Below are 26,281 nucleotides of genomic sequence, written 5' to 3' on the forward strand. Positions count from 1 at the left end.
GAAACCCCGTGGAGGGGGCGGGGGCGGAAGCGTGATGATGGCCGGATGACCGCGCAGACGCTCCCACCCGTGGACACCCTCATCGTCGTCGACGTCCAGTCGGCCTTCGTCACCGGCGACGGCGCCGTGCCCGACGCCGCCCGGCTCGTCGACCGCACCGCCGGGCTCCTCGCCCGCGCCCGCGCCGCCGGCGCGCTCGTCGTCCACCTCCAGAACGACGGGCCGCCCGGCGCGGAGGACGAACCCCACACCCCCGGCTGGGAGCTGCACCACCCGGTCGTCCCCGGACCCGCCGAGGCCGTCGTCCGCAAGCCGTACGACGACGGCTTCCGGGAGACGGGGCTCGGTGCGCTGCTGGCCGGGCACGGCACCCGGGCCGTCGCCGTCTGCGGCGTGATGTCGGAGATGTGCGTCCAGGCGACCGCCCGTACGGCGCTCGACCGGGGCTATCGCGTCGTGGTCCCGTACGACGCCCACGCCACCCAGGACTGCCCGCCCGTCCCCGGCGTCGCCGACACCGTCCCCGCGGCGGTCGTCTCCCGGGTCGCCGCCTACGCCCTCGGCTCCGACGCGGAGGTCACCGACCCGGCCGCCGCCGTCTCCTTCACCGCCCCGGCCGGCCCGCGCGGCCCCGGGGACGCCGGGCGAGGAACGGCCGCATGACCGCGCCGCGCCACCGCCGGGCCGGCGAGGCCGACCTCGCCACGCTCGTACGCCTCCGCGACGACGCCGCGCGCTGGATGCTGTCCCGGGGCATCACCGGCCAGTGGAGCCCCGGCGAGCTGGGCGAGGACCACTTCCGCCGGGTCATGGACCACGGCGAGGTCTGGATCGCCGAGTGCGCCGGGCGGGTCGCCGGAGCCTGGGAGCTGTGGTGGGACGACGAGGCGGCCTGGGGGCCGCAGCCGCCGGTCGCCGGCTACGTCCACCGGCTCATGGTCGACCGTGGCGCGGAGCCCGGAACCGGACGGCTGCTGCTGGCCGCCGCCGAGCACCGCGTCACCGAGGCGGGCCGCACGCGTCTGCGCCTCGACTGCCTGACCACCAACACCGCGCTCACCTCCTACTACGAGCGGGCCGGCTATCGGGCGGTCGGCCGCAAGGACGGCAAGCCGCAGCCGGGCGGCCCGCCGAAGTCCTTCACCCTGATGGAGAAGGTGCTGGTGGAGACGGAGCCCCCGGCCCTCGTGCCGGTCTAGGAGGCGCTCTCCTCCCCGGCGGCCGGCTGGATGCCGGCGAGGAGGTTGAAGGCGCCGGTGAGCAGGTTGAGGCTGACGACGCCGACCACCTCGGCGATGACCCGGTCGCTCCACCCGTGTGCCCGCACCTCGGCGACGTCCGCGTCGCCGAGGCCGCTCGGTTCGGCGAGGACCTTCAGGGCGAGGGCGATGAGGGCGGCCTCGCGCGGGTCGGTGGACGTGCCCTGCCGGGCCAGCGCGAGGTCCGACTCGCTCAGCCCCGCCGCCCGCCCCGCGGCCTCGTGCGCCTCGCGGCAGGTGCCGCAGCCGATCCACTCCTGGACGGCGAGCGACAGCTTCTCGCTCAGCGCACGGGGGATCCTCACCCGCTTCATCGCGCGCGACAGCCCGAGGTAACCCTCGATCACCGCAGGCGAGTTGGCCATCGTGGAGACCATCTCACCCGCCGAACCGTGCCGTTCGACGATGTCCGCGAGCAGGTCGCGGGCCCGCCCCTGGGCCTGGGCGGGGGTGAGCGCCGGCAGGCGGCGGGCGGTGGCGCCGGTCGTGGTCATGGAATCCTCCTCGTTATACCCATGGGGGGTATAACGAGACGGGGTCGGAGATCGTTCCCGGGGGGTGACCGCCGATCCCCCGGATCGTTTGGCCGGGCATGAACGCGCCCCTCCCGGCCGCCCTGCTGGCCGCCCTGTTCCTCGCCGCGCCCACGGCCGGAGCCGTCCCGCCCGGAGCCGTCCCGCCCGCCGCCACCGGAGTCCCCGACGCCCCCGTCACCACCCTCCGGCTCACCGTCTCCGGCCCCGCCCCCGCCCCCGCCACGACGGCGCCCTCGCCCGACGCCACGACCCCCTCCGCTCCCGCCGCACGCTCCGTCACCCTCCACTGCGACCCGGCCGGCGGCGACCACCCCCGGGCCGCGTCCGCCTGTTCCGACCTGGACGCGAGTCAGGGGCGGGTCGAGCGCGCCTCCGACACCGCGTGCACCCTTCTTTACGACCCCGTCGAGGTCCGCGCCGAAGGCGTGTGGCGCGGCAGGCCGGTCTCCTTCACCCGCCAGTACGGCAACACCTGCGAGCTGAACGCCCGCACCGGCGCCGTCTTCGCCTTCTGGCCCCGCCCCGGTCCCGCCCCGGTCCCGCCCCCGGCCAAGGCGCCCGCGCGCGGGGGCGGCCGTACGCGGCCGAACGGATGCGCCGCGCAAGCCCCCCGAAGGCACCTCGGTTAGGGTGAGGCGGTAGGGATCGCCCCCAGGGCCAAGCCGATGCGTAGGTCGATGCGTGGACGCTCATCAGTCGTCGCCGAGCAGGGTTCCGCAGCCGCCGCGAGCGGCCGTCGGGGACGCGGGCGTGCTCCGGGAACTGCTGCCCATCGCCCTGTGGCGCGAGGACGCCGAGGGCCGCATCGTCGAGTGGTCGCTGGCCGCCCAGGAGCTCCTCGGCCACCGTCCCGAACACGTTCTCGGCCTCCCCGCCGCCCCCCTCCTCGTCCCGGACGCCAACCGGGAGCTCGCCGAGGGGCTCACCCGCCGCGTCCAGGCCGGCGAGACGATGGTCGGCACGCTGCCGGTCCGCCACCGCGACGGGCACATGGTCCCGATGGAGATGTGGATCGTGCCCGCCGCCGATCCCACGGGCCGGCCCGGCGCGATGCTCATCGCCGTGGAGACCTCCGAGGTCCTGCGGATGCGGGAGAACCTCGCCGCCATGGAGAGCCTCTTCACCCAGTCGCCGATAGGGCTCGCCCTGCTCGGCCCCGACCTGCGCTTCCTGCGGGTCAACGACGCCCTGGCCCGGATGAACGGCGTCACCGCCGCCGAACACGTCGGCCGCCGCCTCACCGAGGTGGTGCCCGGCGTCAACGCCGCCGGGCTGGAGGCCCTGATGCGGCAGGTCCTCGACTCCCGTACGCCGGTCGTCGACGCCCGGCGGGTCGGCCGCACCCCCGCCGACCCCGACCGCGACCACATCTGGTCCTGCTCCTACGCGCCGCTCGTGGACCGGGGCACCCGCTCGGCGGCGGCCTCCGGCACCACCCCCGGCCGCTCCGACGGCACCGACCGCGCACCCGGCGTCAACCACACGGACGCCGCCGCCGACCCCACGGGCCGGGCCGGGCGCCCCCTCGGTCTCATCGCCTCCCTCGTCGACATCACCGAGAGCCAGGAGGCGCACATCGAGGTCGAGCGGGCCCGCCACCGCTTCGCCCTGCTCTCCGAGGCGGGCGCGCGGATCGGCACCACCCTCGACCTGCGGCAGACCGCCGAGGAGGTCGTCCGCTTCCTCGTGCCGCAGCTGTGCGACTCCGCCGACGTGCAGATGCTGGAGTCCGTCCTGGAACCCGACGACCCGGCCGCCTCCTCCCGGGGCGTACTGCGCCGCATCGCCGCCGTCTTCCCCGAACCGGTGCCGCCGAGCCCGCTCCTGGCACCGGGCCAGACTTTCCAGCTGCCCGCCGGCTCCGCGTACGAGCGGCTGGTCCTCGACGGCCGCCCCACCTTCCTGAGCGCCGCCGACATCCCGGTCCTCTTCCCCGGCAAGGCCGCCGCGTCGCTGCGCGACTACCTGTCGACCGGCTTCGGGTCCGCCCGTACTGTCCCGCTCGTCGCCCGGGGCCAGGTGCTCGGCGCCGTCACCGTCACCCGCCTCAAGACGCGTGAACCCTTCGACGACCAGGACGCGGTGCTCATCGACGAGGTCGTCGCCCGGGCGGCGCTCAACATCGACAACGCCCGGCTCTACACCACCCAGCGGGCAGCCGCCCTCGCCCTCCAGCGCAGCCTCACCAACAGCGCCCTGCCCGCCGTCACCGGTCTCGAACTCACCGGCCGCTACCTTCCCGCGAGCGCCCACGACGTCGGCGGAGACTGGTTCGACGTGATCGCGCTGCCCGCGGGGCGCACCGGCCTCGTCATCGGCGACGTGATGGGCCACGGCATCCACGCCGCCGCCGTCATGGGCCAGCTCCGTACCGCCGTGAGGACCCTGGCGCGCCACGACATCCCGCCCACCGAGATGCTGCGCTCCCTCGACGCCGTCGTCGCCGACCTCGGCGAGGACACGATGGCGACCTGCCTGTACGCCGTGCACTCCCCGGCCACCGGCCTCTGGACGATCGCCCGGGCCGGCCATCCACCGCCCGCCGTGGTCTCCCCCGACGGGTCGGTCTCCTTCCTCCAGGGACCGCCCGGGACCCCGCTGGGCACCGGCGCGCACGACTTCGGCACCGAGGAGTTCCCGCTGCCGCCCGGGGGCCTGCTCGCGCTCTACACGGACGGTCTGATCGAGGCCAGGGACCGGGATCTCGACGAGGGCATGCGCCAGCTCGGCCGCGCCCTCGGCCGGGCCGACGGCCCGCTGGAGGAGATCTGCGACGCCGTCCTCGGCCGGCTGCTCGTCGGCCCGGCGCAGGACGACGTGGCCCTCGTCCTCGCCCGGACGACGGCCGGCTGACGCGTCCTCCGGGGAACCGCCGTCACGCGGTCCGGACCGCGTGACGGATCCGGTACAGGTCGCGCAGGAGGGCGATCTCGGCGCCGTGGTGCAGAAGTTCCTGGTTGACCCACCAGACGATCTCCAGGAAGGGCTCCTCGGCGTCGCTGCCGTGCGGGTAGGTGCAGTGTCCGACGGTGTCGAGCTCCTCGTCGCCCACCGAGAGCAGCGCCGTGCGCCACGCCTCGGCGGCCGTGTCGAAGGCGGCGATCGCGCCGGCGGCGTCACCGGCCGCCCGGTGGTCGTCACGGGTCAGCGAACGGGTGCCGTTCGTGTGGTCGGCGCGGAGCTCCAGCAGCTCGCCGAGATGCGCCAGCCGCCAGGCGAGGGTGGTGAAGGGCGGCGGCACGGGATGCGGGTACGGGGAGGTCTCCCGGCCCCATTCGCCGGCGCCGGTCAGCAGCTCGGCGGCGGGACCGGGGCCGTCGGCCGACCGCCGTAGCGACCAGCAGCCGGGCGCCGGCTCCCACAGGTACTCGTCGTCCGTCATCGGGCCCACCGGCACGTCCGTGCCGTTGCCGCTGTCCACCACAGGACCGGACAGACGGTCCGTCAGCCGCTGCCGCGCGAAGTCGAACTGGGCGAGGAGGGGGACGAGTCGGGCGGGGATCGCCATGGTGCGGCTCCGGAAGGGTGCGGGGACGGGGCGCCCGTACCCTGCCACGCACCCGCCCACCCCCGCACCCGAGTTACCGGCCCCCCGACCGGCGCTCGGCGCCGCCCCGGCCCATCGACTCCACCAGCGGCAGCATCCGGTGGGCGACCCGCTCGCGCAGCGCGATCTCGGTACGGGTGCGGACCACCCCGGGCAGCTGGATCAGCCGCTGGATGACGTCCTCCAGATGGCCGGCGTCGCGGGCCACCACCCTGGTCAGGAGATCGCCCCCACCGGTGATCGAGAACGCCTCGACGATCTCCGGCACCGCGGCGAGCGCGTCGCCGACCTCGTCCAGATGCCCCTGGGTGACCTCCACGTGCACGAAGGCCAGCACCGGATGCCCCAGCGCGGCGGGGGAGAGGACCGGGCCGGTGGCCGTGATCACCCCGTCCCGTTCGAGCCGGTCGATCCGGGCCTGGACGGTGCCCCGGGCGATGCCCAGGATCCGCGCGTACTCCCGCACGCTGGTGCGCGGCTGCTCGATCAGCAGCCGCAGGATGCGGGTGTCGAGTTCGTCCACCGCCATGACGTGCCGGCCTTCCTGTCTCCCGCCGGGCCGGCCCCGGCGGGACGGTCCGCCCGGCGGGCCGATCCGCCGGGACGGTCCCGACTGTAACCGGCGCGGAGGCGGTGGCTCCGGAGGGGCGCGTACGGCCCCTCCCCGCGCGCTCATCCCGTCCCCGGCCGGGTCGGGGTCGTCCGATCGGCTGACCCCGCGGTCCGCCGGGCGGGGCCGCACGACCATCCGCCGGGCCGACCGTACGGCCCTCGGACCGCACCCAGGATGGAGTGCAGAGCGGGACGGCGCGACGGCCTCCCGGTCGTGCGGGCCGGTTCTCCACCGGCCCGATCCCGCCCCGTAGCAGTCCGAGGAGTGACCGACCATGAAGCAGATCTCGAAGCGAGCCCGTGTCCTGACCGGTGGCGCGGCCCTGGTCGCCCTGGGCGCCGGCGCCTTCGGCACGGTCTCCGCCAACGCCGCCGCCCCGGCCGCCGCTCCCGCCGCCGCCGTCGCCAAGGCCGACGCGAAGAAGAAGAACACCACCACGAGCACCCACCTGACGATCGACGCCGCGACCGAGGCCGCGCAGGCCGCCCTCGACGCCGCCGAGAAGGAGAACCAGCGCGTCTCCGTCGCCGTCGTCGACCGCGACGGCAACACCCTCGTCACCCTCCGCGGCGACGGAGCCGGCCCGCAGTCCTACGAGTCCGCCGAGAAGAAGGCGTACACCGCCGTCTCCTGGAACGCCCCGACCACCGAACTGGTCAAGCGCCTGGAGCAGGCCCCCAACCTCAAGGACATCCCCGGCACCCTCTTCCTCGGCGGCGGCGCCCCCGTCACCGCGAAGAACGCCCCCGTCGCCGGCATCGGCGTCGCCGGCGCCCCCTCCGGCGACCTCGACCAGAAGTTCGCCCAGGCCGGCGTCGACGCCCTCGCCAAGTAGGCCGGCGCCCCCGGGGTTCCCGACCCCGACGGTGTCCGGGCACGCCCGCCCGGACGCCGTCGGCCCCCTCCCCGGGGCCGTCCGGCCCGTCCGCCGCACGGCCCCGGCGACGCGACCGCCCCGGACTGCCCACCCCCGCGACCGCCGCGGTGTCGCCCCGCCCGGCCCCGCCCCCGCGACCGCCCGCCCCCGCACCCGCCCCCGCGCTCCGCCCCCCGCACGCCCCCGCCAACGACCCTGAGGAGACCGCCGTGACCGCCACACCCGATCGCCGGCTCCTCGCCGCCGCCCGCCGGGGCGACGCCGTCGGCGTCCGCGCCGCGCTCGCCGACGGCGCCCGGACCGAGACCCGCGACGAGGAGCTGCGCTCCCCGCTGCTGCTCGCCGTGGCCGGCGACCACGTCGAGGCCGCCCGCGCGCTCGTCGCCGCGGGCGCCGACGTCAACGCCCTGGACGCCCGGCACGACAGCCCCTGGCTGGCGACCGGCGCCACCGGCAGCGTCACCATGCTGCGGGTGCTGCTCGCCGCCGACCCCGCCCCCGACTTCCGGCTGACCGACCGCTTCGGCGGCACCAGCCTCATCCGAGCCGCCGAACGCGGCCACGCGCCCTACGTCGGGGCCGTTCTGCGCGACACCCCGACCGACGTCGACCACGTCGACGACCTCGGCTGGACGGCGCTCCTGGAGGCGGTCATCCTCGGCGACGGCGGCCCGGCCCACCAGAAGGTCGTCGCGCTGCTGCTCGCGGCCGGCGCCGACCCCGGGCTGGCCGACGCGTCCGGCACCACCGCCCAGGAGCACGCCCGGCGGCGCGGCCACACCGCGCTCGCCGACCGGCTGCAAAACCCCCAGGCGGCCCAGGCGGCCCAGGCAGCTCAGGCAGCTCAAGCAGCCCAGGCCGCACAGGCGGCCCCGGCCGCACCCGCCGCCCTCGCCTGACCTGGTCCACTGGCCCGCAGCCGGGCCAATGCGACGCGCGAAGACCGAGCCAATGGCCCACTGGTTCTCCGTCGATTTGAGCCAAGGGCCCGGTCGGTGTTTCCCTTGTATCCATCAGACAACTTCGGCGCCGCGGCGCCGGGACGGCGACGAGGCCGTCCCGGACGGCGGCGCCTTCGTCGTGTCCGTGCGCGCCCCACCACCCCGGGGACCGCCCGCGGGCGGGCGAGCGGCAAGACGAGGGGGCGGCCGACCGTCGTGAAGAGGATGTTCATGGCTCCGGACCCGGGGCTTCTCCGGCTCAGGACCGGCCTGCGGGCCGTCCTCGGCATCGGGCTCGCGGTGACCGTGGCCGAGCTGGCCGGTTTCTCGCTGACCGCGTCGATCACCGGAGGACTGGCGGCGCTGCTCGCCCTGTTCACCGTCACCGACGCCACCGTCCGCCGCCAGGCCGCCACCACCCTGCTGCTCCCGCTCGCCGGCTTCCCGGTCCTCGCCCTGGCCACCCTGCTGCACGACCACACCCTCCTGCGGGACGCGGCCTTCCTCCTCGTCGTCCTCTGCGGCGTCTACGCCCGGCGCTGGGGCCCGCGCGGCCACGCGCTCGGCATCTTCGCCTTCATGAACTTCTTCAGCACCCAGTTCCTGCACGCCGTCCCCGGTCAGCTCCCCGAGCTGTACGCGGCCGTCGGCATCGCCCTCGCGGCTGCCGGGACCGTGCGCTTCGTGCTCTGGCCGATCGAGCGGCGCACCCCGCCGCCGGCCGCCCCCGCCCCGCTCCCCGGCAAGGGCCTCGCCCGGATCACCACCCGGCAGGCCGTCCAGGCGACCGCCGCCTGCGCGGTGGCGCTCGGCATCGGCCAGGTGCTCTCCGAGGACCGCTGGTACTGGGCCGTCGGCACCACCTGGTGGATCTTCGTCAACACCGTCTCCCGCGGCGAGACCCTGGTCCGCGGCTTCCGCCGTTTCCTCGGCACCCTGCTCGGCATCGCCGTCGGCATGGTCGTCGCCATCCCGCTGCACGGCGCTCCGCTGCCCACCGCCCTGCTGGTGGCGGTCTGCGTCTTCGGGATCTTCTACACGGCGCCGCTCTCCTACAGCTGGATGATGCTGGCCGTCACCGTGATGGCCGGCCTGCTCTACGGCCTCCTCGGCGTCCTCGACCCGGCGCTCCTCGTGCTGCGCCTGGAGGAGACCGCCGTCGGCGCGGTCTGCGCCGCCCTCGCCGTCCTGCTGATCCTCCCGGTCACCACCCACGCCATCAACGACGCCTGGATCCAGCGCGCGCTGCGGGCCGTCCACGCCGCCACGGCCGCCTCCGAGCGGCGGCTGGCCGGCGACGAGCGGGCCGACCCGAGCCCGCACGTCGCCGAGCTCGATCTGCTCCTCGGCCGGGTGCGGCTCTCCGTCGCCCCGCTCGTCCACCCGCTCAGCCCGTTCCGCGAGCGCAAGGGCCGCGCCCGCCAGGTCCTCGCCCTGCTCGACGAGTGCGCCGCCGAGGTGCGCGGCCTCGCCGCCGGCGCCGCCGACCCGGACGCCAGCCACGACGCCCGCCTCGCCGCCGCCTGCTGGCGGGTGGAGACCGCCGTCGAAGGACTCACCTCGCCCGGCGCGCCGGAGCCCGCCCCGGTCCGGCAGGCCGAGGGGCCCGACCCGGCCCACCACCCGGCCCCCGCCGCCCTCGGCCACGTCAGCGGCCTGGAGCGCCTGCTCGCCGCCCTCGACGAGCCGCTGCGCACCCCGCCGGGCTCCCTCCTGGTCCGCTCCTGACACCGCCGGCCGACAGCTGATCGAACTTGGTCTAGACCGCCTGCTACCGTCGGCCCGAGACGGCCGGTCGCAGCGACCGGCCTTGGGGCAGGGAGGCGCCGTGGGCGGGACCGACGAGACACGTGAGCGGGGAGCGGGACCGGCCAGGGCCTACCTCGGCTCCTTCACCTCGGCCGGCGGCCTCGGCGTGCTCGCCGCCGACGTTGACCCGGGGACCGGCGCGCTCACCGTCACCGGCTCGACCGACGCCGTCGCCGACCCCTCGTACCTCGCCCTCGCCGACGGCGTCCTCTACGCCGTCTCCGAGACCGAGCCGGGCGCCGTCGCGGCCCTCGCCCCCGGCGGGCCCGCACCGCGCCCGCTCGGCGCCCCCGTACCCGTCGACGGCGCCGGCCCCACCCACCTGGCCGTCGCCGCCGGCCACCTCCTCACCGCCAACTACACCTCCGGCAGCGTCACCGTCCTGCCCCTCGGCGCCGACGGCACGCCCGGCCCCGCCACAGGCGTCCTGCACCACGAGGGCGGCGGCCCGGTCGCCGACCGCCAGGCCGGGCCCCACGCCCACCAGGTCCTGCCGGACCCGAGCGGCCGCTGGACGGTCAGCGTGGACCTCGGCACGGACTCGGTGCGGGTCTGCGCCCTCGACCCCGCCGACGGCACCCTCCGCCTGCACCGGGAGACCGCGCTGCGGCCCGGGTACGGCCCCCGCCACCTCGCCTTCCACCCCGCGGGAGGCCACGCCTACGTGGTCGGCGAGCTGGAGCCCGCCGTCACCGTCTGCCGCTGGGACGCCCAGCGCGGCGAGCTGACGCCGCTGGCGGAGATCCCGCTCGTCCACGCGGACACCGCGGGGCCCGCCTACCCCTCGGCCGTCGTCGTGGCGCCCGACGGGCGGTTCCTGTGGGTGGCCGTGCGCGGGACCGACACGATCGTCGTCCTCGTGCTCTCCCCGGCGGGCGACGAGGCGATCCGCTCCGCCACGGTGCCCTGCGGCGGCCGCTGGCCCCGTGACCTCGCCCTCGACCCGTCCGGGCGGCGGCTGTACGCGGCGAACGAGCGCTCCGGCGACGTCACCTGGTTCGACGTCGACCCCGGCACCGGTACGCCGGTCCGCGCGGGCTCCGTCGAGGCCCCCGCGGTCACCTGCGTCGTCTTCGGCTGACGCGCCCCGCCCCCGGCACACGCGAGGGCCCGCACCGGACGGTTCCGGTGCGGGCCCTTCGGGTGGTTCCGGGGCGGGTCAGAGCGCGGGGGCCGCGCCCTGCTGCGGCAGGCCGAGCACCGACGCGTACTGCGACAGCACCAGCTTGCCGATGGCCGGGTAGGCGCCCAGGGCCTCGGCCGCGGGGCAGCCGGCCTCCTTCGACGCCTCGTCGAGCAGACCGTCGGCCAGCTCCGGGCCGATCAGGTACGGGGCGAGCGCCAGCTGCACCGCGCCCGCCTCGCGCAGCTGCTCGGCCACCGAGGCGATCGAGCCCTCCTGGTCGAGCGCGGCGGCCATCACCGGCACGGCGAGCCGGGCCGCGAGCAGCATGCCCGTGATGCCGGCCGCCTGCACGGCCTCCTCGCCGCCGACGGTCGCCAGGACGATGCCGTCCGCGGCCGTGGCGACGGTGAAGAGCCGGGCGCGGTCGGCGCGGGCGAGGCCCGCCTCCGACAGGCGCACGTGCAGCGCCTCGGCGAGCAGCGGGTGCGGACCGAGCACGTCGGTCAGCTCGGCGGTGTTCCCGCTGTCCATGATCGCCTGGCGGATCTGGCGCATCACGGCGCTGTCCGGGCCGGCGAGCAGCGGTACGACGATCGCGGCCGGGCCCTCGGGGGCCCCGACCTCGCGGCCGGCCGCCACGGCGATCCGGTACCGCTCCTCACGCAGCTCCGCTGCGGCGGTCAGCACGCCGGCGAGCGTCGGGTACTCCGCGCCGTCGCCGTCCACGAACCCGATCGCGGCCTCCAGGCCGGGCAGCTCGGACCGGGCGATGCTGACCAGCTCGTCGGCGAGTGAGCGTATGGCGGCCGAGGGCGCGCCGGGAACGGCGAGCACCAGGGCGGGAGCGCCCTCGGGCGCCGCCGCCGGGTCGGGGCGACGGTGCCGCCCGGACGGGCGGGGGCGCGGCATTCGTACAGGCAGGCCGTTGGCGGGCCCAGTGGGGGAGCTCATGGCGCCGCATGCTACTGGCTTTGCGGACGGCGGCGTTCGGTGAGGTGGCGCCCCGCGCCTTCTGTCCCCCTATGTCCGGTCCCCTGTGCACCGCATACCGGACTCGGACCCCGTGCGGAGCCTCGGCACGCCTTCGACCAGCGGCGATGCCTCCGGCCCGGGTGCCGCCGTCAGGCGATCCGGAGCAGCGCGGGGTCCTCGGGGAGCCGGATCCCGGCGCCCGCGAGCCCGGTGGCCAGCGTCACCGCCCCGTCCAGCGGATCGCCCGCGGGGGCGACGGCGACGACCCCGGGCAGTCGGTCCGCGAGCGCCGCCCGCAGCGGTACGAGGAGCGGCTCGCCGAGCCGGAACAGTCCGCCGGTCAGCGCCACGGCGGAGCCGGGGCCCGGCGGGCAGGCCGCTTCCGCGGAGTCGGCGATGTGCTCGGCGGCCCGTTCCAGGATCCCGGCGGCCACCGGGTCGGACCCGGCATGGGCCGCGACCTCCGGGGCGAAGGCGGCGAGGACGGCGGGCCGGTCGGTCCGCGGGTAGAGCGCGGCGGGCAGCCCCGCCGCCGGGCCGTGCAGTTCCTCCGCCCGGGCCAGCAGCGCCGCGGAACCGCCGCGCCGCCCGTCGTACGCCCGCATCGCGGCCTCCAGGCCGGCCCGGCCGATCCAGGCGCCGCTGCCGCAGTCGCCCAGGAGGTGGCCCCAACCGTCGGCCCGGCGCCAGCCCTTCAGGTCGGTGCCGAGCGCGATGAGGCCGGTGCCGCCGGCCACGACCGCGCCGGGCCGCGCGCCGAGCGCCCCGGCGTAGGCGGTGACGGCGTCGGCGGCGAGCGCGGTGCCGCGTACCCCCCAGGCGTCCGCGAAGGCCCCGGGGAGGACCGCCCGCAGCTCCTCGCCGAGGGTGGCCATCCCGGCGGCGCCCACGGCGGCGGCGAGCACCGGCCGTCCCTCCGCGCAGCGCGCCCGCAGCGCGGCGACGGCCGGCAGCACCGTTTCCAGGAAGTGGCCGGCCGAGATCCCGCCGGGACCGGTCCGCACGGGGCCTGCGGCGGCCTCCCTGCCGAGCACCGCGCCGTCGGAGGCCCGGGCGAGGGCGACCCGCAGTCCGGAGCCTCCCGAGTCGACGCCGACGACCACCGCGTCCGGCGGCCCGCCGGCGCTCGCGCTCCCGGGCTCGTGCCGGGGCTCGTTATGGGACTCCACGCTCGTGACCGTCCTCACCGGGTGGGGTGTCTGGGGCCCGCAGTCTAGGCCGGGGGCCGGTGTCGGTGTAGGCCGCTAGAGTGACGGACCGTGACTGCGAGACCGTTGAACGAACTGGTGGAGCCCGGTTGGGCGAAGGCCCTGGAGCCCGTCGCGGGCCGGGTGGCCGAGATGGGGGACTTCCTGCGGGCGGAGGTCGCCGCGGGCCGGACGTATCTGCCGTCGGGGGCGAACGTCCTGCGGGCGTTCCAGCAGCCCTTCGACGACGTGCGGGTCCTGATCGTGGGTCAGGACCCCTACCCCACGCCGGGGATGGCGATCGGTCTGAGCTTCGCCGTGGCGCCGGAGGTGCGGCAGCTGCCGGCCAGCCTCCTGAACATCTTCTGGGAGATGCACCAGGACCTGGGCCACCCCCGGCCCTCCAACGGCGACCTCACGCCGTGGACCCGGCAGGGCGTCCTGCTGCTCAACAGGACGCTCACCACCTCCCCGCGCAACGCGGGCGCCCACCGGAACAAGGGCTGGGAGGAGGTCACCGAGCAGGCCATCCGCGCCCTCGCCGCCCGGGGCACGCCGCTGGTGTCCATCCTCTGGGGCCGGGACGCGCGCGACGCCCGTCCGCTCCTCGGCGGTCTGCCCGCCGTCGAGTCGGCGCACCCGTCCCCGCGCTCCGCCGACCGGGGCTTCTTCGGTTCCCGTCCCTTCAGCCGGGCCAACGAGATGCTGGTCGCCCAGGGAGCCGAGCCGGTGGACTGGCTGCTGCCCTGAGCGGTACGCCGACCGCCGTGGGGCGGCGGGGAGTTCAGACCACCGCCGCCCTGACGCACAGGACGTCCGGCAGGTGGTCGGCGAGGAGGCGCCAGGTGTCGCCGTCGTCGTCGCTGGCGTACACCTCGCCGTTGCGGTTGCCGAAGTAGACGCCCGCCGGGTCGGCGTCGTCGGTGCACAGGGCGTCGCGGAGGACCGTGCCGTAGTGGTCGCCCCGCGGGAGGCCCTTGTCCAGGGGCTCCCAGCTCGTCCCGGCGTCCCTGGTGCGGTAGACCCGGCAGCGGCGCTCCGCCGGGACCCGGTCGGAGTCGGCGGTGATGGGGAAGACGTAGGCGGTGTCGGGGTGGTGCGGGTGCGCGGCGACGGCGAAGCCGAAGTCGGAGGGGAGCGGTCCGCCGATGTCGGTCCAGCTGCCGCCGGCGTCGTCGCTGCGGTAGACGCCCCAGTGGTTCTGGAGGTAGAGCCGGTCGAGGTCGCCCGCGTCCTGGGCGATCTTGTGCACGCACTGGCCGAACTCGGGGTGCGGGTCGGGCCGGAAGACGGCGGAGACGCCGTCGTTGGACGGGGCCCAGGAGGCGCCGCCGTCCCGGCTGCGGAAGACGCCGGCCGTGGAGACGGCCACGGTGACGGCGTCGGGGTCGCGGCGGTCGGTGACGACCGTGTGCACGGCCTCGCCGCCCCCGCCCGGCTCCCACGCGGAGCGGGTGGGGTGCTCCCACAGCGGACGGACCAGGGCGAAGGACTCGCCGCCGTCGTCGGAGCGGAAGAGCGCGGCGGGTTCGGTGCCCGCGTACACGACGCCGGGGGAGTGGGCGGGGGCCGGGTGGAGCTGCCAGACGCGCTCCAGGGAGGCGCCGGTGTCCTGGGGGAACCTGACGGCGGGCGCGGGCGGTTCGGTCCAGGTCCGGCCGAGGTCGTCGGAGTGGAAGACGGACGGGCCCCAGTGGGCGCTGTCGCCGCCGACCAGCAGTCGCGGGGTGTCGGGCCGGGTGTCGATGGCCACCGAGTAGACGGCCTGGGCGGGGAAATGGGGATCGTCGAACTCCCAGCGGCCGTCGTGCCTGCGGCCGATGAAGAGTCCCTTGCGGGTGCCTACGGTGAGAAGTACGTCGGGCATGGGGCCCACCTCCAGGACGCCGTTGTCGCGGATACCGGCCAGTCTGCACCCGGCCACTGACAACGGCGCCCGGACACCCCGTGACCGGACGGTCACGGGGTGTCCGGGCGCTGTCGGGGACGGTTCAGATCGCCCAGGCGTACTGCGGCGGCGCGACGACCGAGGCGCCGAGTTCGCGGGCGGCGCGGCGGGGCCAGGAGGCGTCGCGGAGCAGCTCGCGGCCGAGCAGGACGGCGTCGGCCTCGCCGTTGGCGACGATCTTCTCGGCCTGCGAGGGTTCGGTGATGAGCCCGACGGCGGCGACCGGCAGTCCGGTCTCGGCCCTGACCCGGGCGGCGAAGGGCACCTGGTAGCCGGGGCCGACGGGGATCCGCGCGGGGCCGCCGTTGCCGCCGCTGGAGACGTCCAGCAGGTCGACGCCGTGCTCGCGGAGCAGCGCGGCGAAGCGCACGGTCTCGTCCGGGGTCCAGCCCGCCTCCTCCAGCCAGTCGGTGGCGGAGACGCGGAAGAGGACGGGCAGTTCCTCGGGCCAGACGGCCCGGACCGCGTCGACGACCTCCAGCGCGAGCCGGGTGCGGTTCTCGAAGGAGCCGCCGTAGGCGTCGGTGCGGTGGTTGCTGTGCGGGGAGAGGAACTCGCCGATGAGGTAGCCGTGGGCGCCGTGCACCTCGACGACCTCGAAGCCGGCGTCCAGGGCGCGGCGTGCCGCGTCGGCGAACTGTCCGACGATCTCCCGGATGGCGTCCTCGGTCAGCTCGGTGGGCACCTGGTGGTCGTCGGCGTAGGGGACGGGGCTCGGGGCGACCGGCTGCCACGCCTCCTCGGCCGGCGCGGGGCCGCGGCCGAGCCAGGGGCGCTCGGTGGCGGCCTTGCGTCCGGCGTGGGCGATCTGGATGCCGGGGACGGTGCCCTGGGCCTTGAGGAAGGAGGTGATCCGGCGCAGCGCCTCGGTCTGGGTGTCGTTCCACAGGCCGAGGTCCGCGGGGCTGATCCGGCCCTCGGGGGAGACGGCGGTGGCCTCGACCAGGATCAGGCCGGCGCCGCCGGTGGCGCGGGCGGCGTAGTGGGCGAAGTGCCAGTCGCCCGCGACGCCGGCGTTCGGCCCGAAGACCTCCGCCGAGTACTGGCACATCGGCGCCATCCAGACGCGGTTGGGGACGGTCAGCGAGCGGAGGGTGTAGGGCTCGAAGAGGGCGGCGCTCATCGCGGACTCCGTTTCGGAAACGGCCGGGGAGCCGGACCTGGGAGAGCCCGGCGGGATGCTCGTACGATACCCATCGTAGTACGGCGACTGTCAAACTACGAGGATCCTCGTACAATGAGGGTCCGCGCGGTGACGACCGCCCGGTACCACCCTCCGGCGCGGCCGGAGGGGAGAGCAGCAGTCGGAGAGAGTGGAGCCGCCGCCATGACGCCCCCCGCCAGTCACCGCCTCCTGGAGCACCCCACCCGTGAGGAGATCCGCCTGGAGCCGGTGCTGCACGCGCTGTCCGACCCCGTGCGGCTGCGGATCGTGCGTGAACTGGCCGCCGCCGAGACCGAGCTGAGCTGCTCGTACTTCGTCCTCCCGGTCACCAAGTCGACCACCACCCACCACTTCCGGGTGCTCCGGGAGGCTGGCGTCATCCGGCAGGACTACCGCGGCACGGCCAAGCTCAACGGGCTCCGCCGCGCGGCCCTCGACACTCTCTTCCCCGGCCTCCTCGACACCGTCCTGGCGGCGGCCGAGGCCCAGTCCGCCCGGCACGGCGGGGAGGAGGCCGCCGCGACCGGCCCTGTCACAGCGACCGCATCCGGTTGATCTCGGCCGTCTGCTGCGCGATCACGTCGTTCGCCATCTCCTCCACCTGGATGTTGTTGCCCTGGCCCAGGGCCTCGGCCGCCATCGTCACCGCACCCTCGTGGTGCGTCACCATCAGCGTGACGAACAGCTTGTCGAAGGCCGCGCCCTTCGCTGCCTTCAGCTCCGCGAGCTGCGCCTCGGTCGCCATGCCCGGCATCGAGTGATGGGCGTGCTCGCCCTGGTCCCGGGGTCCCCCATGGGTCTTCAGCCACCCCTCCATCGCGCCGATCTCCGGCTGCTGCGCCGCCGCGATCCGCTCCGCCAGCTTCTCGACCGGGGACGAGCCCGCCCGCCCCGGGGCCAGCGCGGTCATCGTCAGGGCCTGCCGGTGGTGGACGATCATCATCTGCACGTACCGGAAGTCCGCGCCGTTCGGCCGCTCGTCCGGAAGCAGGCTCGCCGCCTCCTCGGGTGACACCCGCCGGGCCGGCTCGCCGGGCCTGCCCGGCACCACGACCTCCGCGGCCGCGCCGGTCGCCGCGGGCTTCGGTGCCGCGCCCGCGGGCCCCGACTCGCAGGCTCCCAGGGTGAGTGCGGCCAGCGCGGCGAGGGTCGCGGCGACGGCGGCGCGCCGGTGGTGACGGGTCAGCAACGGTACCTCCAGGGGGATTTGCGGGTACAGGGGCCGTTCCTAGCAGTTCTTGCCGGGGAGTTGCTCGGAATCCTTCATTACATCTGTGTTGCCATCTGTTGGGATGTGCACGCCAAGGAACATACTGCCGGGGTCCAGCACCGTTCAGCATTGAACGGAAAACACGGAGGACGGAGTGACTTCGTTGCCTACCCCGCAGAGTCCACGGTCCAGGATCAGACGCCTCGGCGCGGCCACCGCCGCCGCCGGCCTCCTGGCGGCGCTGCTCGCCACCGGAACGGCCACCGCCACCCCCGACCCCGGAGACGCGCAGGTCCAGGCGCCGGTCTCGGCGGAGCAGGCGGCGGAGGCGCGAGCCGCGATCCGGAGCGGCGAGATACCCGGCGTCGACGAGATCGTCCGCTCGCAGAACATCACGCACCTGGCGAACATCCCCAAGGACGCCCTCAAGAGCATCAACACCGACCTGGCCTTCCAGGGCAAGTACGCCTTCGCCGGGAACTACGACGGCTTCCGCGTCTTCGACATCAGCGACCCGAAGGCCCCGAAGACCGTCGCCCAGGTCCTCTGCCCCGGTTCCCAGAACGACATCTCCGTCTCCGGGGACCTCCTCTTCCTCTCCACCGACTCCTCCCGCAGCGACGACTCGTGCGCCAGCACGACACAGCCCGCCTCGGTCAAGGAGTCCTGGGAGGGCATGAAGATCTTCGACATCAGCGACGTGACCAACCCGAGGTACGTCGCCTCCGTCGAGACCGCCTGCGGCTCCCACACCCACACGATCCTGCCCCAGCGCAAGGACGTGTACGTGTACGTCTCCTCGTACTCGCCCAACGCGGCCTTCCCCGACTGCCAACCCCCGCACGACGGCCTCTCGGTCATCAAGGTGCCCCGCAAGGCGCCCCAGCAGGCCCGTGTCGTCGCCTTCCCCGTCCTCTTCCCGGGCGAGGGCCCCGACGGCGGCGGCAACCCCGGCAGCCCGACCAACCCCGGCGTCTCCAAGACGACCGGCTGCCACGACATCACCGTGCTGCCCGGCAAGGACCTCGCGGCCGGCGCCTGCATGGGCGACGGCATCCTCTTCGACGTCTCCGACCCCGAGCGCCCCCGGGTGATCGACCAGGTCCAGGACAACGTCAACTTCGCGTTCTGGCACTCCGCGACCTTCAACCAGGCGGCGAACAAGGTCGTCTTCACCGACGAGCTGGGCGGCGGTGGCGGCGCCACCTGCAACGCCGCCGTCGGGCCGAACCGCGGCGCCAACGGCATCTACGACATCGTCGGCAAGGGCAAGCACCGCCAGCTCGTCTTCCGCAGCTACTTCAAGATCCCGCGCCACCAGGCCGACACCGAGAACTGCGTCGCCCACAACGGCTCGCTGATCCCGGTCAAGGGCAAGGACCTCATGGTCCAGGCGTGGTACCAGGGAGGCGTCTCCGTCTGGGACTTCACCGACTCCCGGCGCCCGAAGGAGATCGGCTACTTCGACCGCGGCCCGGTCTCCGACACCGCGCTCACCACCGGCGGCTCGTGGTCCGCGTACTACTACAACGGCCACGTCTACTCGAACGAGATCGCCCGGGGCCTCGACGTCCTGAAGATCTCCGACCGCCGCACCGACCCGGCCAAGCGGATCCGGATGGACGAGCTCAACGTCCAGACCCAGCCGGACTACTTCGAGGACTTCGACGGCCACGGCCACGGCCACGGACACGACCGGGACTGATCCCGGACGGGTCAGCGCATGCCGTCGGGCGGACCGCCGCCCGGCGGCACACCGCTCTCCCACGCCAGTCCGTAGCGGTGGAAGAGCTCCGCGCGCAGCCGCGCCATCGGCATCGGCGCGCCCGGCAGAAGCACCGCCACCACCGCGCCCATCAACAGCGCCCGCAGCAGCGGATAGTCCCGGTCCACGTCCTCGGAACCGTACCGCTCCACCGTGTCCCGCAGCAGGAACGCGAGCCGCTGCTGCTCCTCGCACCGCACGAAGCCCTCGGCCTGGAGGATGCCGGCCATGTGGGTCCGCATCAGCGTCGGCCGGTCCACCGCGAGCCCCAGGATCGCGTCGATCGCCCGGGCGAGCCGTTCCGCGCCGCCCTCCGTGCGCGGCTCGCGCTCCAGTGCCTCGGCGAGCGTGAGGTGCATCAGCCGGTGCACGGCCGACTGGAGCAGCTGCCGCTTGCCGGGGAAGTAGTACGAGACGAGACCCCGGGCCACCCCGGCCCGTTCGGCGATGTCGCCGAGGGTCGTGGCCTCGTAGCCGTGCCGCCCGACCAGCTCGACCGTGGCCGCCAGGATCCGTTCCCGCGAGCGTCGCCGAAGCTCTTCGTTGACCGACGGGCTACGCGGCGTCATGCTGGGCTCCTGCGTTGACTGGCTCTCGGCCAATATACTCAGCGTGGTTCGCCGCCCCGCCCTCGTGGCGCGACGGCGAGGAGGCCGCCTGCCCTGGACGACACGGGGGATCGTCCAGGCCGGGCGGCTTCGTCACGTCTCCTTCCCGTCGCCCGCGCGCTCACCGCCGGGGAGGGGCCCCCGGTCGGGGCTCCGGCGGTACGTCACCACCGCGACGGCCACGCAGCACCAGCCCAGCAGCCAGCCTGCCAGTACGTCCGACGGCCAGTGCACGCCCAGGTAGAGCCGGGTCCAGCCGACCCCGAGCACCGAGACGACGGCGAGCCCGGCGAGCGTGCCCCAGCCCCGCCACGGCTCCCGCCCGACCACCGCGACCACCCACAGCAGCAGCCCGCAGACCACCGCCGCCGTCATCGCGTGACCCGACGGGAAGGCGGCGAACGAGCCGGAGTCCACGGGGTCCCGCCACTCCGGCCGGTCCCGGCCGACCAGGGCCTTCACCGCCTGCTGCAGGCCGGCCGCCACCGCCACGGTCCCGGCCACCCACAGCGCCAGCCGCCGGCGCCCGTACCGGAACAGCGTCAGGGCGACGGCCAGCGCCAGCAACCGCAGCGTCAGGGGGTCCCACACCCAGTCGCTGAGCACCCGGTTGACCCGGGTGAAGCACGGGTGCGCCAGGGCGCTGCGGTGCAGCGCCTCGACGACCGCGAGGTCGAAGGAGAGCAAGGGGGACCAGCCGGCCACCACGAGGACGAGCAACAACAGGGCCAGAACACCGGACACCACGGCGGAAGTACGCATTCCACGATCCTGCCGGACCGGCCGCCGCGAACCACCACGCGCAACACCGGGACGCCCGTCGACGGGCGTTCGGGACGACACGCTCCTAGTCCAGCGCCGCCAGGCCCGGGTAGAAGGCGACCAGCAGCGGGACGACCGGGACCAGGGCGGCGGTCGCGGTCAGACGGAGGCGGTGGGCGGCGGTGAGGCGGGGCGCGGCGGTGAGCAGCCGGTCGACGCGGCGGGGGAGTCCGGCCTCGGGGCCGCTGCCGGGCGCCGCGGCGAACACCCCCCGCTCCTCGTTCAGTTCCACCAGGGCGAGCGCGACGGTGAGCCGGCCGAAGCGGCGCGATGCCACGTCGTCGGCGGCCAGTTCGACCAGCCGGTGCATCTCCTCCCGGAAGGCGGCGAAGACCGGGATACCGGGGAAGCCGGCGGCCAGCGCGCCGGAGCAGTTGAGCAGCCAGTCGTGCCGGGCGCGGGCGTGGCCCTGCTCGTGGGCGAGGACCGCGTCGAGCTGGCGGCCCTTCAGACGGCGCAGGGCGGCGGTGGTGATGACGAGCCGCGGGGTGGCGCCGGGCAGCCACCAGGCATCGGGCCGCTCGCCCTCCAGGACGACGAGCCGGCCGCCGCTCTCCTCCTCCCCGGGCAGCTGCGGGGCGCGGACCAGCAGGTCGTCGCGGCGCTGCCGGCGGCGGGCGCGGGCCAGGCCGATCTCGCGCCCCAGCATCGCGCCGGACCACAGGCCGGCGGCCGCGAGGACCACGGCGATCACCGCCGACCAGGGGCCGCCGCCGGTGGAGAGTTCGTACGCGTCGATCACCGCGCGCGGGGCGGGCGCGAAGACCTGTCCGCGCACGGCCTGCCAGGCGGCGGCCGCACTGAGGGTCATCGAGAGCGCGAAACTGACCAGGACGGCGGCCACCACGCACTGCCAGACCCAGAGCGCCACGACCGGTTCTCGCTCGACCCAATGGGCCCGCGCGAGCATCCGCGGCGCGGTGAGAGCGGTCAGGACGCCGAGCAGCAGCAGTGCGAGGGAGACCGACATGGCGCCAGCCTATGAGGGGGGTGCTCCCCGGGGGTACGGCCGCACCGGCCAAGTGACGCACGCCACGGTTTCTGTTCCGGCCGGCCCGAACGGCCATGCGGGGCACGGCACTCAGACCATGGAGAGCATCGCGAGCATGGCCAGTCCCATCGACAGCCGGCACACCAGGGTCAGTTCCGGCGTCGCCCACGCGGGACCGCCTCCGCCCGCGGCCCCCGCCACGCGCGCGTGCGGGGCGACCGGGACGAGCCGGGCGCCGGTGCGGAGCACGTACACCATGAAGTAGAGGAGCAGCCCGCCGGTGAGCGGGGGGATGCCGCCGGCCGTGCCCGCCCCGTGCGCCGTGTGGACCGCCTGCGCGCCGCCGGTCGCCGGGGCCATCGCGAGCGCCATGTAGAGCATGGCCAGGGAGCCGACCGCGTGGTGCAGCCGGTGTCCGCCGCGCCGCGCCGAGAGGAGGTCCGACGCGGCCAGCGCGCCGAACAGCGCCGCGTACACCGCCCAGCTCCAGGGCGGCGGGCCGACGGCCGCCGAGGGCAGCGCCATCGCGGCCATCCCGAAGCCCATCACCGCCTCCGCCCGGGCGGCCCGGCGCTCCTCTCCGGAGCACGTCCGCATCCGCAGCAGGCAGTACGCCCCGATGGCCGCGCAGAGCGCGACGAGCAGCCAGCCGGACAGGGCCGGTCCGTGCACGGCACACCTCCCCCTCGACTCCACCCCCACCGAGAGCTGCCCGCGGCGCGGTGCCCGCACGCGGGCGCACGGGCGCGCACAGGCGTACGAAAGGGAGCGCGGAGGCGCGCGTTAGGCTCGGAACGATCGCGTACGCCGATCCGCAGCACCCGAGGGGAGCCCCGCACGATGGACACCGCCACGCCCGTTCCCGGCACCGCAGAGCACCGGGAGACCGGCACCGTCACGTACCGGCAGGCGGTGCTCGACGACGTCCCCGTCGTGGTGCCGCTCGTCGAGTCGGCCTACCGGGGCGACGCGAGCCGGGCCGGCTGGACCACCGAGGCGGACCTGCTCGACGGGCAGCGGACCGACCCGCAGGGCGTGGCGGCGGTGATCTCCGCCCCGGGCAGCGTGCTGCTCCTGGTGGAGCGGGACGGCGAGACGGTCGCCTGCTGCCAGCTGGAGCACCGCGGCGAGGCCGCGTACTTCGGCATGTTCGCCGTCCGTCCCGAGCTCCAGGGCGCCGGCCTCGGCAAGGCGATCATCGCGGAGGCCGAGCGGCGGGTCCGCGCGCTGTGGGACGTGCGCGAGATGCACATGACGGTGATCACCGCCCGGGAGGAGCTGATCGCCTGGTACGAGCGGCGGGGCTACCGGCGCACCGGTGAGACGAGCCCCTTCCCGTACGGCGACGAGCGCTTCGGCCTGCCCCGGCGCGAGGACCTCCGCTTCGAGCTCCTGGTGAAGCCTCTGGCGGAGCCGTCGGTCTGATCCTTCCGGCGGAAGCACACCTGCACCCCCCGGCCGACAGGAAAAAATGCGGTCGGGTGGGTGTCTCACGAGAGAATTTCTCTTGCTCCCCTTGCGGGGATCACCCCTGCGTGGATACGGTTCCTTTACGCAAGGTTCTCCTGTGGAGGAAGAGGCATGACGGAAATTCTTGTGCAGGACGTGACCGGTGAGGGGATAGCCACCGACACCCGTGTGATCGACCACCCGGCGTGGGCCGAGCTCAAGAACGCCGTGGAGGAGATCCGGGTCTGGCAGCGCGCCGACGGCTCCGTGGACTTCGAGACCGAGGGCGCCCCCGCACGCGCCCTCGTCGAGCTCACCGTGGACCGGCTGGTCGCCGCCGTCGAGCAGCTCTCCCCGCTCGTGCCGCACGACGCCGCCTACCACCGGGCGCTCGTCGCCGACCTGCGCAAGTGGTCCGAGGGCGGATTCGCCGTCCCGGACTTCCTGGACTCCCTCATGGAGTTCCACCCGGCCGCCGGCCGCGCCGACGGGCTCCAGCACCTCGTGCTCTTCCCGATGTACACGCAGAACGGCAACCCGGACCGCAACTTCGAGGCCGTCGTCCTGCGCATGGTCTGGCCCGAGTGGCTGGCCGAGCTGGAGGGCACCCGCTACGACAACCCGGGCTTCTGCGGCATCACCTTCGAGGACTTCACCGCCGGGTACGACACCAACTCGGCCGTCCTCTTCCCGGAGACCGTCGCCGTCCGCGAGGTCCCCGAGCGCTTCACCTGGGGCGGCATCTTCTGCGACCGCGAGGCCGCCCGCTTCCGCAAGGTCACCGAGGCCGCCGTCGACACCCTGGGCCTGAAGCTGCCCGCGGACATCGCCGCGATGCTCGACGACCAGACCCGCTGCGAGCAGGCGTTCGTCCTCTGGGACCTGGTCCACGACCGCGCCCACAGCCGCGGCGACCTGCCCTTCGACCCCTTCATGATCAAGCAGCGCCAGCCGTTCTGGATGTACGGCCTGGAGGAGCTCCGCTGTGACCTCACCGCCTTCAAGGAGGCCGTGAAGCTCGAGGGCGAGGGCAACGAGCACGGCCGCGACGTGCAGTACGCGGTCCTCTTCGACCGGATGTTCCGCTTCCCGCTCACCGGCGACCGCGTCCGCAACTACGACGGCCTGGGCGGCCAGCTCCTCTTCGCGTACCTCCACAAGAACGACGTGGTGCGCTGGACGGACAACGTCCTCACCATCGACTGGGAGCGCGCGCCCGAGGTCACCAACCGCCTCTGCGCCGACATCGAGAAGCTCTACCGCGACGGCATCGACCGCCCGAAGCTGGTCCACTGGTTCAAGGCGTACGAGTTCGTCTCCGGCTACCTCGCCCCGCACCCGGGCTCCAAGTGGGCCAAGGGCCCCGACGCCCTGGACCTCACTCTCCCGCCGCGCAAGCTCGTCGACGACGTGCTTCCCGACGAGTTTCCCCTGAGCATGTTCTTCGAGGCCCTCGCGAAGAAGCTCAAGGGCGTGATCGCCGGGACCAAGGGCATCACGGCCGCGGACGTCACGGGCACCGAGCGGGTCGCCGCGTGAGCGACGCCCGCCAGGACACGGAGGAGGCGGCACCCATGAACGCCGAGACGAACGGCGGCCCCCTCGACGGGCTCGTCATCGCGGTGGCCGGCGCGGCCGGCCCCGCGGGCCGCGCGGCCCTGCTCCGCCTCGCCGGCGCCGGCGCGACCGTGGTCGGCGCCGACGCCGACCCCGCCCGCCTCGCCGAGGCCGTCGAGGCCGCCCGCCAGGCCCACGGCGCCAAGGTCGTCGGCGACACCGTGGACCTCCTCGACCTCGACGCCACGCGCGCGTGGGCCGACAAGACGGAGAAGGAGTTCGGGCGCGTCGACGGACTCGTCCACCTCGTGGGCGGCTGGCGCGGCGCCTCCTCCTTCACCGAGACCGACCTCAAGGACTGGGACTTCCTGGAGAAGCTCCTCATCCGCACGGTGCAGCACACCTCCCTCGCCTTCCACGACGCCCTGCTCCGCAGCGGCGGCAGCGGTCGCTACGCCCTGATCAGCCAGGTCGGCGCGCACAAGCCGCAGGCCGGCAACGCGGCGTACAACGCCGGCAAGGCCGCCGCCGAGGCGTGGACCCTCGCCATGGCGGACTCCTTCCGCAAGCTGGGGGGCGAGGACGGTCCGCAGGCCGCGGCTGCCATCCTGGTGATCAAGGCATTGGTGCACGACGCCATGCGCGCCGAACGCCCCAACGCGAAGTTCGCGGGCTTCACCGACGTCAAGGACCTGGCCGACGAGATCGCCGGCCTGTGGGCGCGGCCCGCCCAGGAAGTGAATGGACAGCGCCTGTGGCTGACCCCCGAGCCGTGACCGCGGCCCTCGGACACCGGACCGACGCCCGTCGTCACCACGACCCGTCGGTCCGGGGCTTCGCCAGCGACAACTACGCCGGCGTCCACCCCGAAGTGCTCGCCGCGATAGCCCTCGCCAACGGCGGCCACCAGGTCGCCTACGGCGAGGACGACTACACCGACCACCTCCAGCGGATCGTGCACAGCCACTTCGGTCCGCTCGCCGAGGCGTTCCCGGTCTTCAACGGCACCGGCGCGAACGTGACCGCCCTCCAGGCGCTCACCGACCGCTGGGGCGCCGTCATCTGCGCCGAGTCCGCCCACATCAACGTGGACGAGGGCGGCGCGCCGGAGCGCATGGGCGGCCTCAAGCTGCTCACCGTGCCGACCCCGGACGGCAAGCTCACCCCCGAGCTGATCGACCGGCAGGCCTGGGGCTGGGAGGACGAGCACCGGGCGATGCCCCAGGTCGTCTCGATCACCCAGAACACCGAGCTGGGCACCGTCTACACCGTGGACGAGATCCGCGCCATCGTCGAGCACGCCCACTCCAAGGGCATGAAGGTCCACCTCGACGGCGCCCGGATAGCCAACGCGGCCGCCTCCCTGGACGTACCGATGCGCGCCTTCACCAACGCGGTGGGCGTCGACGTCATCTCGTACGGCGGCACCAAGAACGGCATGCTCTTCGGCGAGGCCGTGATCGTCCTGAACCCGGACGCGGTCAGCCACATGAAGCACCTGCGCAAGCTGTCCATGCAGCTCGCGTCCAAGATGCGCTTCCTGTCGGTGCAGCTGGAGGCGCTGCTCGCCAAGGACCTGTGGCTGCGCAACGCCCGGCACGCCAACGCGATGGCCGCCCGCCTCGCCGAGGGCGTGCGCTCCCTGGACGGTGTGGAGATCCTCTACCCGGTGCAGGCCAACGCGGTCTTCGCGCGCCTCCCGCACGAGGTCAGCCGCCGGCTCCAGCGGCGCTTCCGCTTCTACTTCTGGGACGAGACGGCCGGCGACGTGCGCTGGATGTGCTCCTACGACACCACGGAGGACGACGTCGACGCCTTCCTCCAGGCGCTGAAGGAGGAGCTGGCCCGCTGAGGCCGCCCACCACGAGAACGGCCGGGCGGAGTCACCCCTGACTCCGC

At 74.7% G+C, this 26,281-nt stretch carries 27 protein-coding genes; 15 read left to right on the top strand and 12 right to left on the bottom strand.

Translation table 11 applies throughout. The features are described from left to right. Window positions 1-45: 45 nt before the first annotated feature. Together ACFYT9_RS20450 and ACFYT9_RS20455 are read left to right on the top strand one after the other, a co-directional pair. Window positions 46-663: an isochorismatase family protein gene (locus ACFYT9_RS20450; protein ID WP_389165748.1), complete on the top strand. Its 618-nt coding sequence runs from the start codon at window positions 46-48 to the stop codon at window positions 661-663. Further along, window positions 660-1,199 (top strand): GNAT family N-acetyltransferase, encoded by a 540-nt coding sequence (locus tag ACFYT9_RS20455; RefSeq protein ID WP_389165750.1) that lies wholly within the window; start codon window positions 660-662, stop codon window positions 1,197-1,199. Before ACFYT9_RS20450 ends, ACFYT9_RS20455 begins: the two co-directional genes overlap by 4 nt. Here ACFYT9_RS20455 and ACFYT9_RS20460 read toward each other — a convergent pair. Then, window positions 1,196-1,753 (bottom strand): carboxymuconolactone decarboxylase family protein, encoded by a 558-nt coding sequence (locus ACFYT9_RS20460; protein ID WP_389165753.1) that lies wholly within the window; start codon window positions 1,751-1,753, stop codon window positions 1,196-1,198. The genes ACFYT9_RS20455 and ACFYT9_RS20460 overlap by 4 nt on opposite strands. A gap of 98 nt (window positions 1,754-1,851) precedes the next feature. On the opposite strand from ACFYT9_RS20460, the gene ACFYT9_RS20465 reads away from it, so the two are divergent. Both ACFYT9_RS20465 and ACFYT9_RS20470 read left to right on the top strand, forming a co-directional pair. Continuing rightward, window positions 1,852-2,424 (top strand): SSI family serine proteinase inhibitor, encoded by a 573-nt coding sequence (locus tag ACFYT9_RS20465; protein WP_389165755.1) that lies wholly within the window; start codon window positions 1,852-1,854, stop codon window positions 2,422-2,424. Between the two features lie 52 nt (window positions 2,425-2,476). Continuing rightward, the gene (locus ACFYT9_RS20470) at window positions 2,477-4,648 is read left to right on the top strand and encodes a SpoIIE family protein phosphatase (protein ID WP_389165757.1); all 2,172 of its coding nucleotides are present in this window, start codon (window positions 2,477-2,479) and stop codon (window positions 4,646-4,648) included. 22 nt (window positions 4,649-4,670) lie between these two features. On the opposite strand, the gene ACFYT9_RS20475 is transcribed toward ACFYT9_RS20470, so the two are convergent. Further along, window positions 4,671-5,303 (bottom strand): DinB family protein, encoded by a 633-nt coding sequence (locus tag ACFYT9_RS20475; RefSeq protein WP_387279909.1) that lies wholly within the window; start codon window positions 5,301-5,303, stop codon window positions 4,671-4,673. Window positions 5,304-5,376: 73 nt separating this feature from the next. Further along, window positions 5,377-5,871: an Lrp/AsnC family transcriptional regulator gene (locus ACFYT9_RS20480; RefSeq protein WP_376602904.1), complete on the bottom strand. Its 495-nt coding sequence runs from the start codon at window positions 5,869-5,871 to the stop codon at window positions 5,377-5,379. Window positions 5,872-6,229: 358 nt separating this feature from the next. Between ACFYT9_RS20480 and ACFYT9_RS20485 the strand changes: the two genes are divergently transcribed. The 4 genes from ACFYT9_RS20485 (at window position 6,230) to ACFYT9_RS20500 (ending at window position 10,663) form a co-directional block, all read left to right on the top strand. Further along, the gene (locus ACFYT9_RS20485; protein ID WP_389165760.1) at window positions 6,230-6,790 is read left to right on the top strand and encodes a heme-binding protein; all 561 of its coding nucleotides are present in this window, start codon (window positions 6,230-6,232) and stop codon (window positions 6,788-6,790) included. Window positions 6,791-7,041: 251 nt separating this feature from the next. Next, on the top strand, window positions 7,042-7,731 hold the full coding sequence (locus tag ACFYT9_RS20490; RefSeq protein WP_389165763.1) for an ankyrin repeat domain-containing protein: 690 nt from the start codon (window positions 7,042-7,044) through the stop codon (window positions 7,729-7,731). Window positions 7,732-7,998: 267 nt separating this feature from the next. Next, complete coding sequence (locus ACFYT9_RS20495; protein ID WP_389165765.1) at window positions 7,999-9,501, top strand: FUSC family protein; 1,503 nt, start codon at window positions 7,999-8,001, stop codon at window positions 9,499-9,501. Between the two features lie 100 nt (window positions 9,502-9,601). After that, the gene (locus ACFYT9_RS20500) at window positions 9,602-10,663 is read left to right on the top strand and encodes a lactonase family protein (RefSeq protein ID WP_389165768.1); all 1,062 of its coding nucleotides are present in this window, start codon (window positions 9,602-9,604) and stop codon (window positions 10,661-10,663) included. Between the two features lie 78 nt (window positions 10,664-10,741). Here ACFYT9_RS20500 and ACFYT9_RS20505 read toward each other — a convergent pair whose 3' ends face one another. Together ACFYT9_RS20505 and ACFYT9_RS20510 are read right to left on the bottom strand one after the other, a co-directional pair. Next, window positions 10,742-11,659, bottom strand: a complete 918-nt coding sequence (locus ACFYT9_RS20505) for a sirohydrochlorin chelatase (protein WP_376604344.1) — start codon at window positions 11,657-11,659, stop codon at window positions 10,742-10,744. A gap of 170 nt (window positions 11,660-11,829) precedes the next feature. After that, window positions 11,830-12,849 carry an N-acetylglucosamine kinase gene (locus tag ACFYT9_RS20510; RefSeq protein ID WP_389165770.1) on the bottom strand — a complete coding sequence of 340 codons (1,020 nt, stop codon included), beginning with the start codon at window positions 12,847-12,849 and terminating at the stop codon, window positions 11,830-11,832. 90 nt (window positions 12,850-12,939) lie between these two features. On the opposite strand from ACFYT9_RS20510, the gene ACFYT9_RS20515 reads away from it, so the two are divergent. Further along, window positions 12,940-13,617, top strand: a complete 678-nt coding sequence (locus tag ACFYT9_RS20515; protein WP_389165772.1) for a uracil-DNA glycosylase — start codon at window positions 12,940-12,942, stop codon at window positions 13,615-13,617. A 34-nt stretch (window positions 13,618-13,651) separates the two neighbouring features. On the opposite strand, the gene ACFYT9_RS20520 is transcribed toward ACFYT9_RS20515, so the two are convergent. Then, the gene (locus ACFYT9_RS20520) at window positions 13,652-14,734 is read right to left on the bottom strand and encodes a WD40/YVTN/BNR-like repeat-containing protein (protein ID WP_389165775.1); all 1,083 of its coding nucleotides are present in this window, start codon (window positions 14,732-14,734) and stop codon (window positions 13,652-13,654) included. Window positions 14,735-14,858: 124 nt separating this feature from the next. Then, complete coding sequence (locus ACFYT9_RS20525; protein ID WP_389165778.1) at window positions 14,859-15,938, bottom strand: NADH:flavin oxidoreductase/NADH oxidase; 1,080 nt, start codon at window positions 15,936-15,938, stop codon at window positions 14,859-14,861. Window positions 15,939-16,142: 204 nt separating this feature from the next. Between ACFYT9_RS20525 and ACFYT9_RS20530 the strand changes: the two genes are divergently transcribed. Then, the gene (locus ACFYT9_RS20530) at window positions 16,143-16,535 is read left to right on the top strand and encodes an ArsR/SmtB family transcription factor (protein ID WP_376602312.1); all 393 of its coding nucleotides are present in this window, start codon (window positions 16,143-16,145) and stop codon (window positions 16,533-16,535) included. Here ACFYT9_RS20530 and ACFYT9_RS20535 read toward each other — a convergent pair. Beyond that, window positions 16,513-17,169: a DUF305 domain-containing protein gene (locus ACFYT9_RS20535; protein WP_387279939.1), complete on the bottom strand. Its 657-nt coding sequence runs from the start codon at window positions 17,167-17,169 to the stop codon at window positions 16,513-16,515. The two genes, ACFYT9_RS20530 and ACFYT9_RS20535, sit on opposite strands and share 23 nt — an antisense overlap. Before the next feature lie 184 nt (window positions 17,170-17,353). Here ACFYT9_RS20535 and ACFYT9_RS20540 point away from each other — a divergent pair, with 184 nt between their 5' ends. Next, window positions 17,354-18,895 (top strand): LVIVD repeat-containing protein, encoded by a 1,542-nt coding sequence (locus ACFYT9_RS20540; protein WP_389165840.1) that lies wholly within the window; start codon window positions 17,354-17,356, stop codon window positions 18,893-18,895. Window positions 18,896-18,906: 11 nt separating this feature from the next. Here ACFYT9_RS20540 and ACFYT9_RS20545 read toward each other — a convergent pair whose 3' ends face one another. The 4 genes from ACFYT9_RS20545 to ACFYT9_RS20560 form a co-directional block, all read right to left on the bottom strand. Next, a complete protein-coding gene (locus ACFYT9_RS20545) occupies window positions 18,907-19,524 on the bottom strand; it encodes a TetR/AcrR family transcriptional regulator (RefSeq protein WP_389165781.1) in 618 nt (205 codons plus the stop codon). Window positions 19,525-19,656: 132 nt separating this feature from the next. Beyond that, complete coding sequence (locus ACFYT9_RS20550) at window positions 19,657-20,325, bottom strand: phosphatase PAP2 family protein (protein WP_389165784.1); 669 nt, start codon at window positions 20,323-20,325, stop codon at window positions 19,657-19,659. An 85-nt stretch (window positions 20,326-20,410) separates the two neighbouring features. Further along, window positions 20,411-21,355 carry a M56 family metallopeptidase gene (locus ACFYT9_RS20555; RefSeq protein WP_389165786.1) on the bottom strand — a complete coding sequence of 315 codons (945 nt, stop codon included), beginning with the start codon at window positions 21,353-21,355 and terminating at the stop codon, window positions 20,411-20,413. A gap of 111 nt (window positions 21,356-21,466) precedes the next feature. Beyond that, on the bottom strand, window positions 21,467-22,048 hold the full coding sequence (locus tag ACFYT9_RS20560) for a DUF5134 domain-containing protein (protein WP_389165788.1): 582 nt from the start codon (window positions 22,046-22,048) through the stop codon (window positions 21,467-21,469). 168 nt (window positions 22,049-22,216) lie between these two features. Between ACFYT9_RS20560 and ACFYT9_RS20565 the strand changes: the two genes are divergently transcribed. The 4 genes from ACFYT9_RS20565 to ACFYT9_RS20580 all read left to right on the top strand — a co-directional run bounded on the left by ACFYT9_RS20565 (window position 22,217) and on the right by ACFYT9_RS20580 (window position 26,234). Further along, window positions 22,217-22,801 (top strand): GNAT family N-acetyltransferase, encoded by a 585-nt coding sequence (locus ACFYT9_RS20565; protein ID WP_376602318.1) that lies wholly within the window; start codon window positions 22,217-22,219, stop codon window positions 22,799-22,801. Between the two features lie 156 nt (window positions 22,802-22,957). Next, entirely contained in the window at window positions 22,958-24,364 is a 1,407-nt protein-coding gene (locus tag ACFYT9_RS20570) for a DUF6421 family protein (RefSeq protein WP_387279949.1), read from the top strand. Window positions 24,365-24,399: 35 nt separating this feature from the next. After that, window positions 24,400-25,158: an SDR family NAD(P)-dependent oxidoreductase gene (locus tag ACFYT9_RS20575; protein WP_389165791.1), complete on the top strand. Its 759-nt coding sequence runs from the start codon at window positions 24,400-24,402 to the stop codon at window positions 25,156-25,158. Next, the gene (locus tag ACFYT9_RS20580) at window positions 25,155-26,234 is read left to right on the top strand and encodes a threonine aldolase family protein (protein ID WP_376606049.1); all 1,080 of its coding nucleotides are present in this window, start codon (window positions 25,155-25,157) and stop codon (window positions 26,232-26,234) included. Before ACFYT9_RS20575 ends, ACFYT9_RS20580 begins: the two co-directional genes overlap by 4 nt. Window positions 26,235-26,281 lie beyond the last annotated feature (47 nt).

The organism is Streptomyces sp. NPDC004435, from assembly GCF_042873895.1.
Classification (GTDB): Bacteria; Actinomycetota; Actinomycetes; order Streptomycetales; family Streptomycetaceae; genus Streptomyces.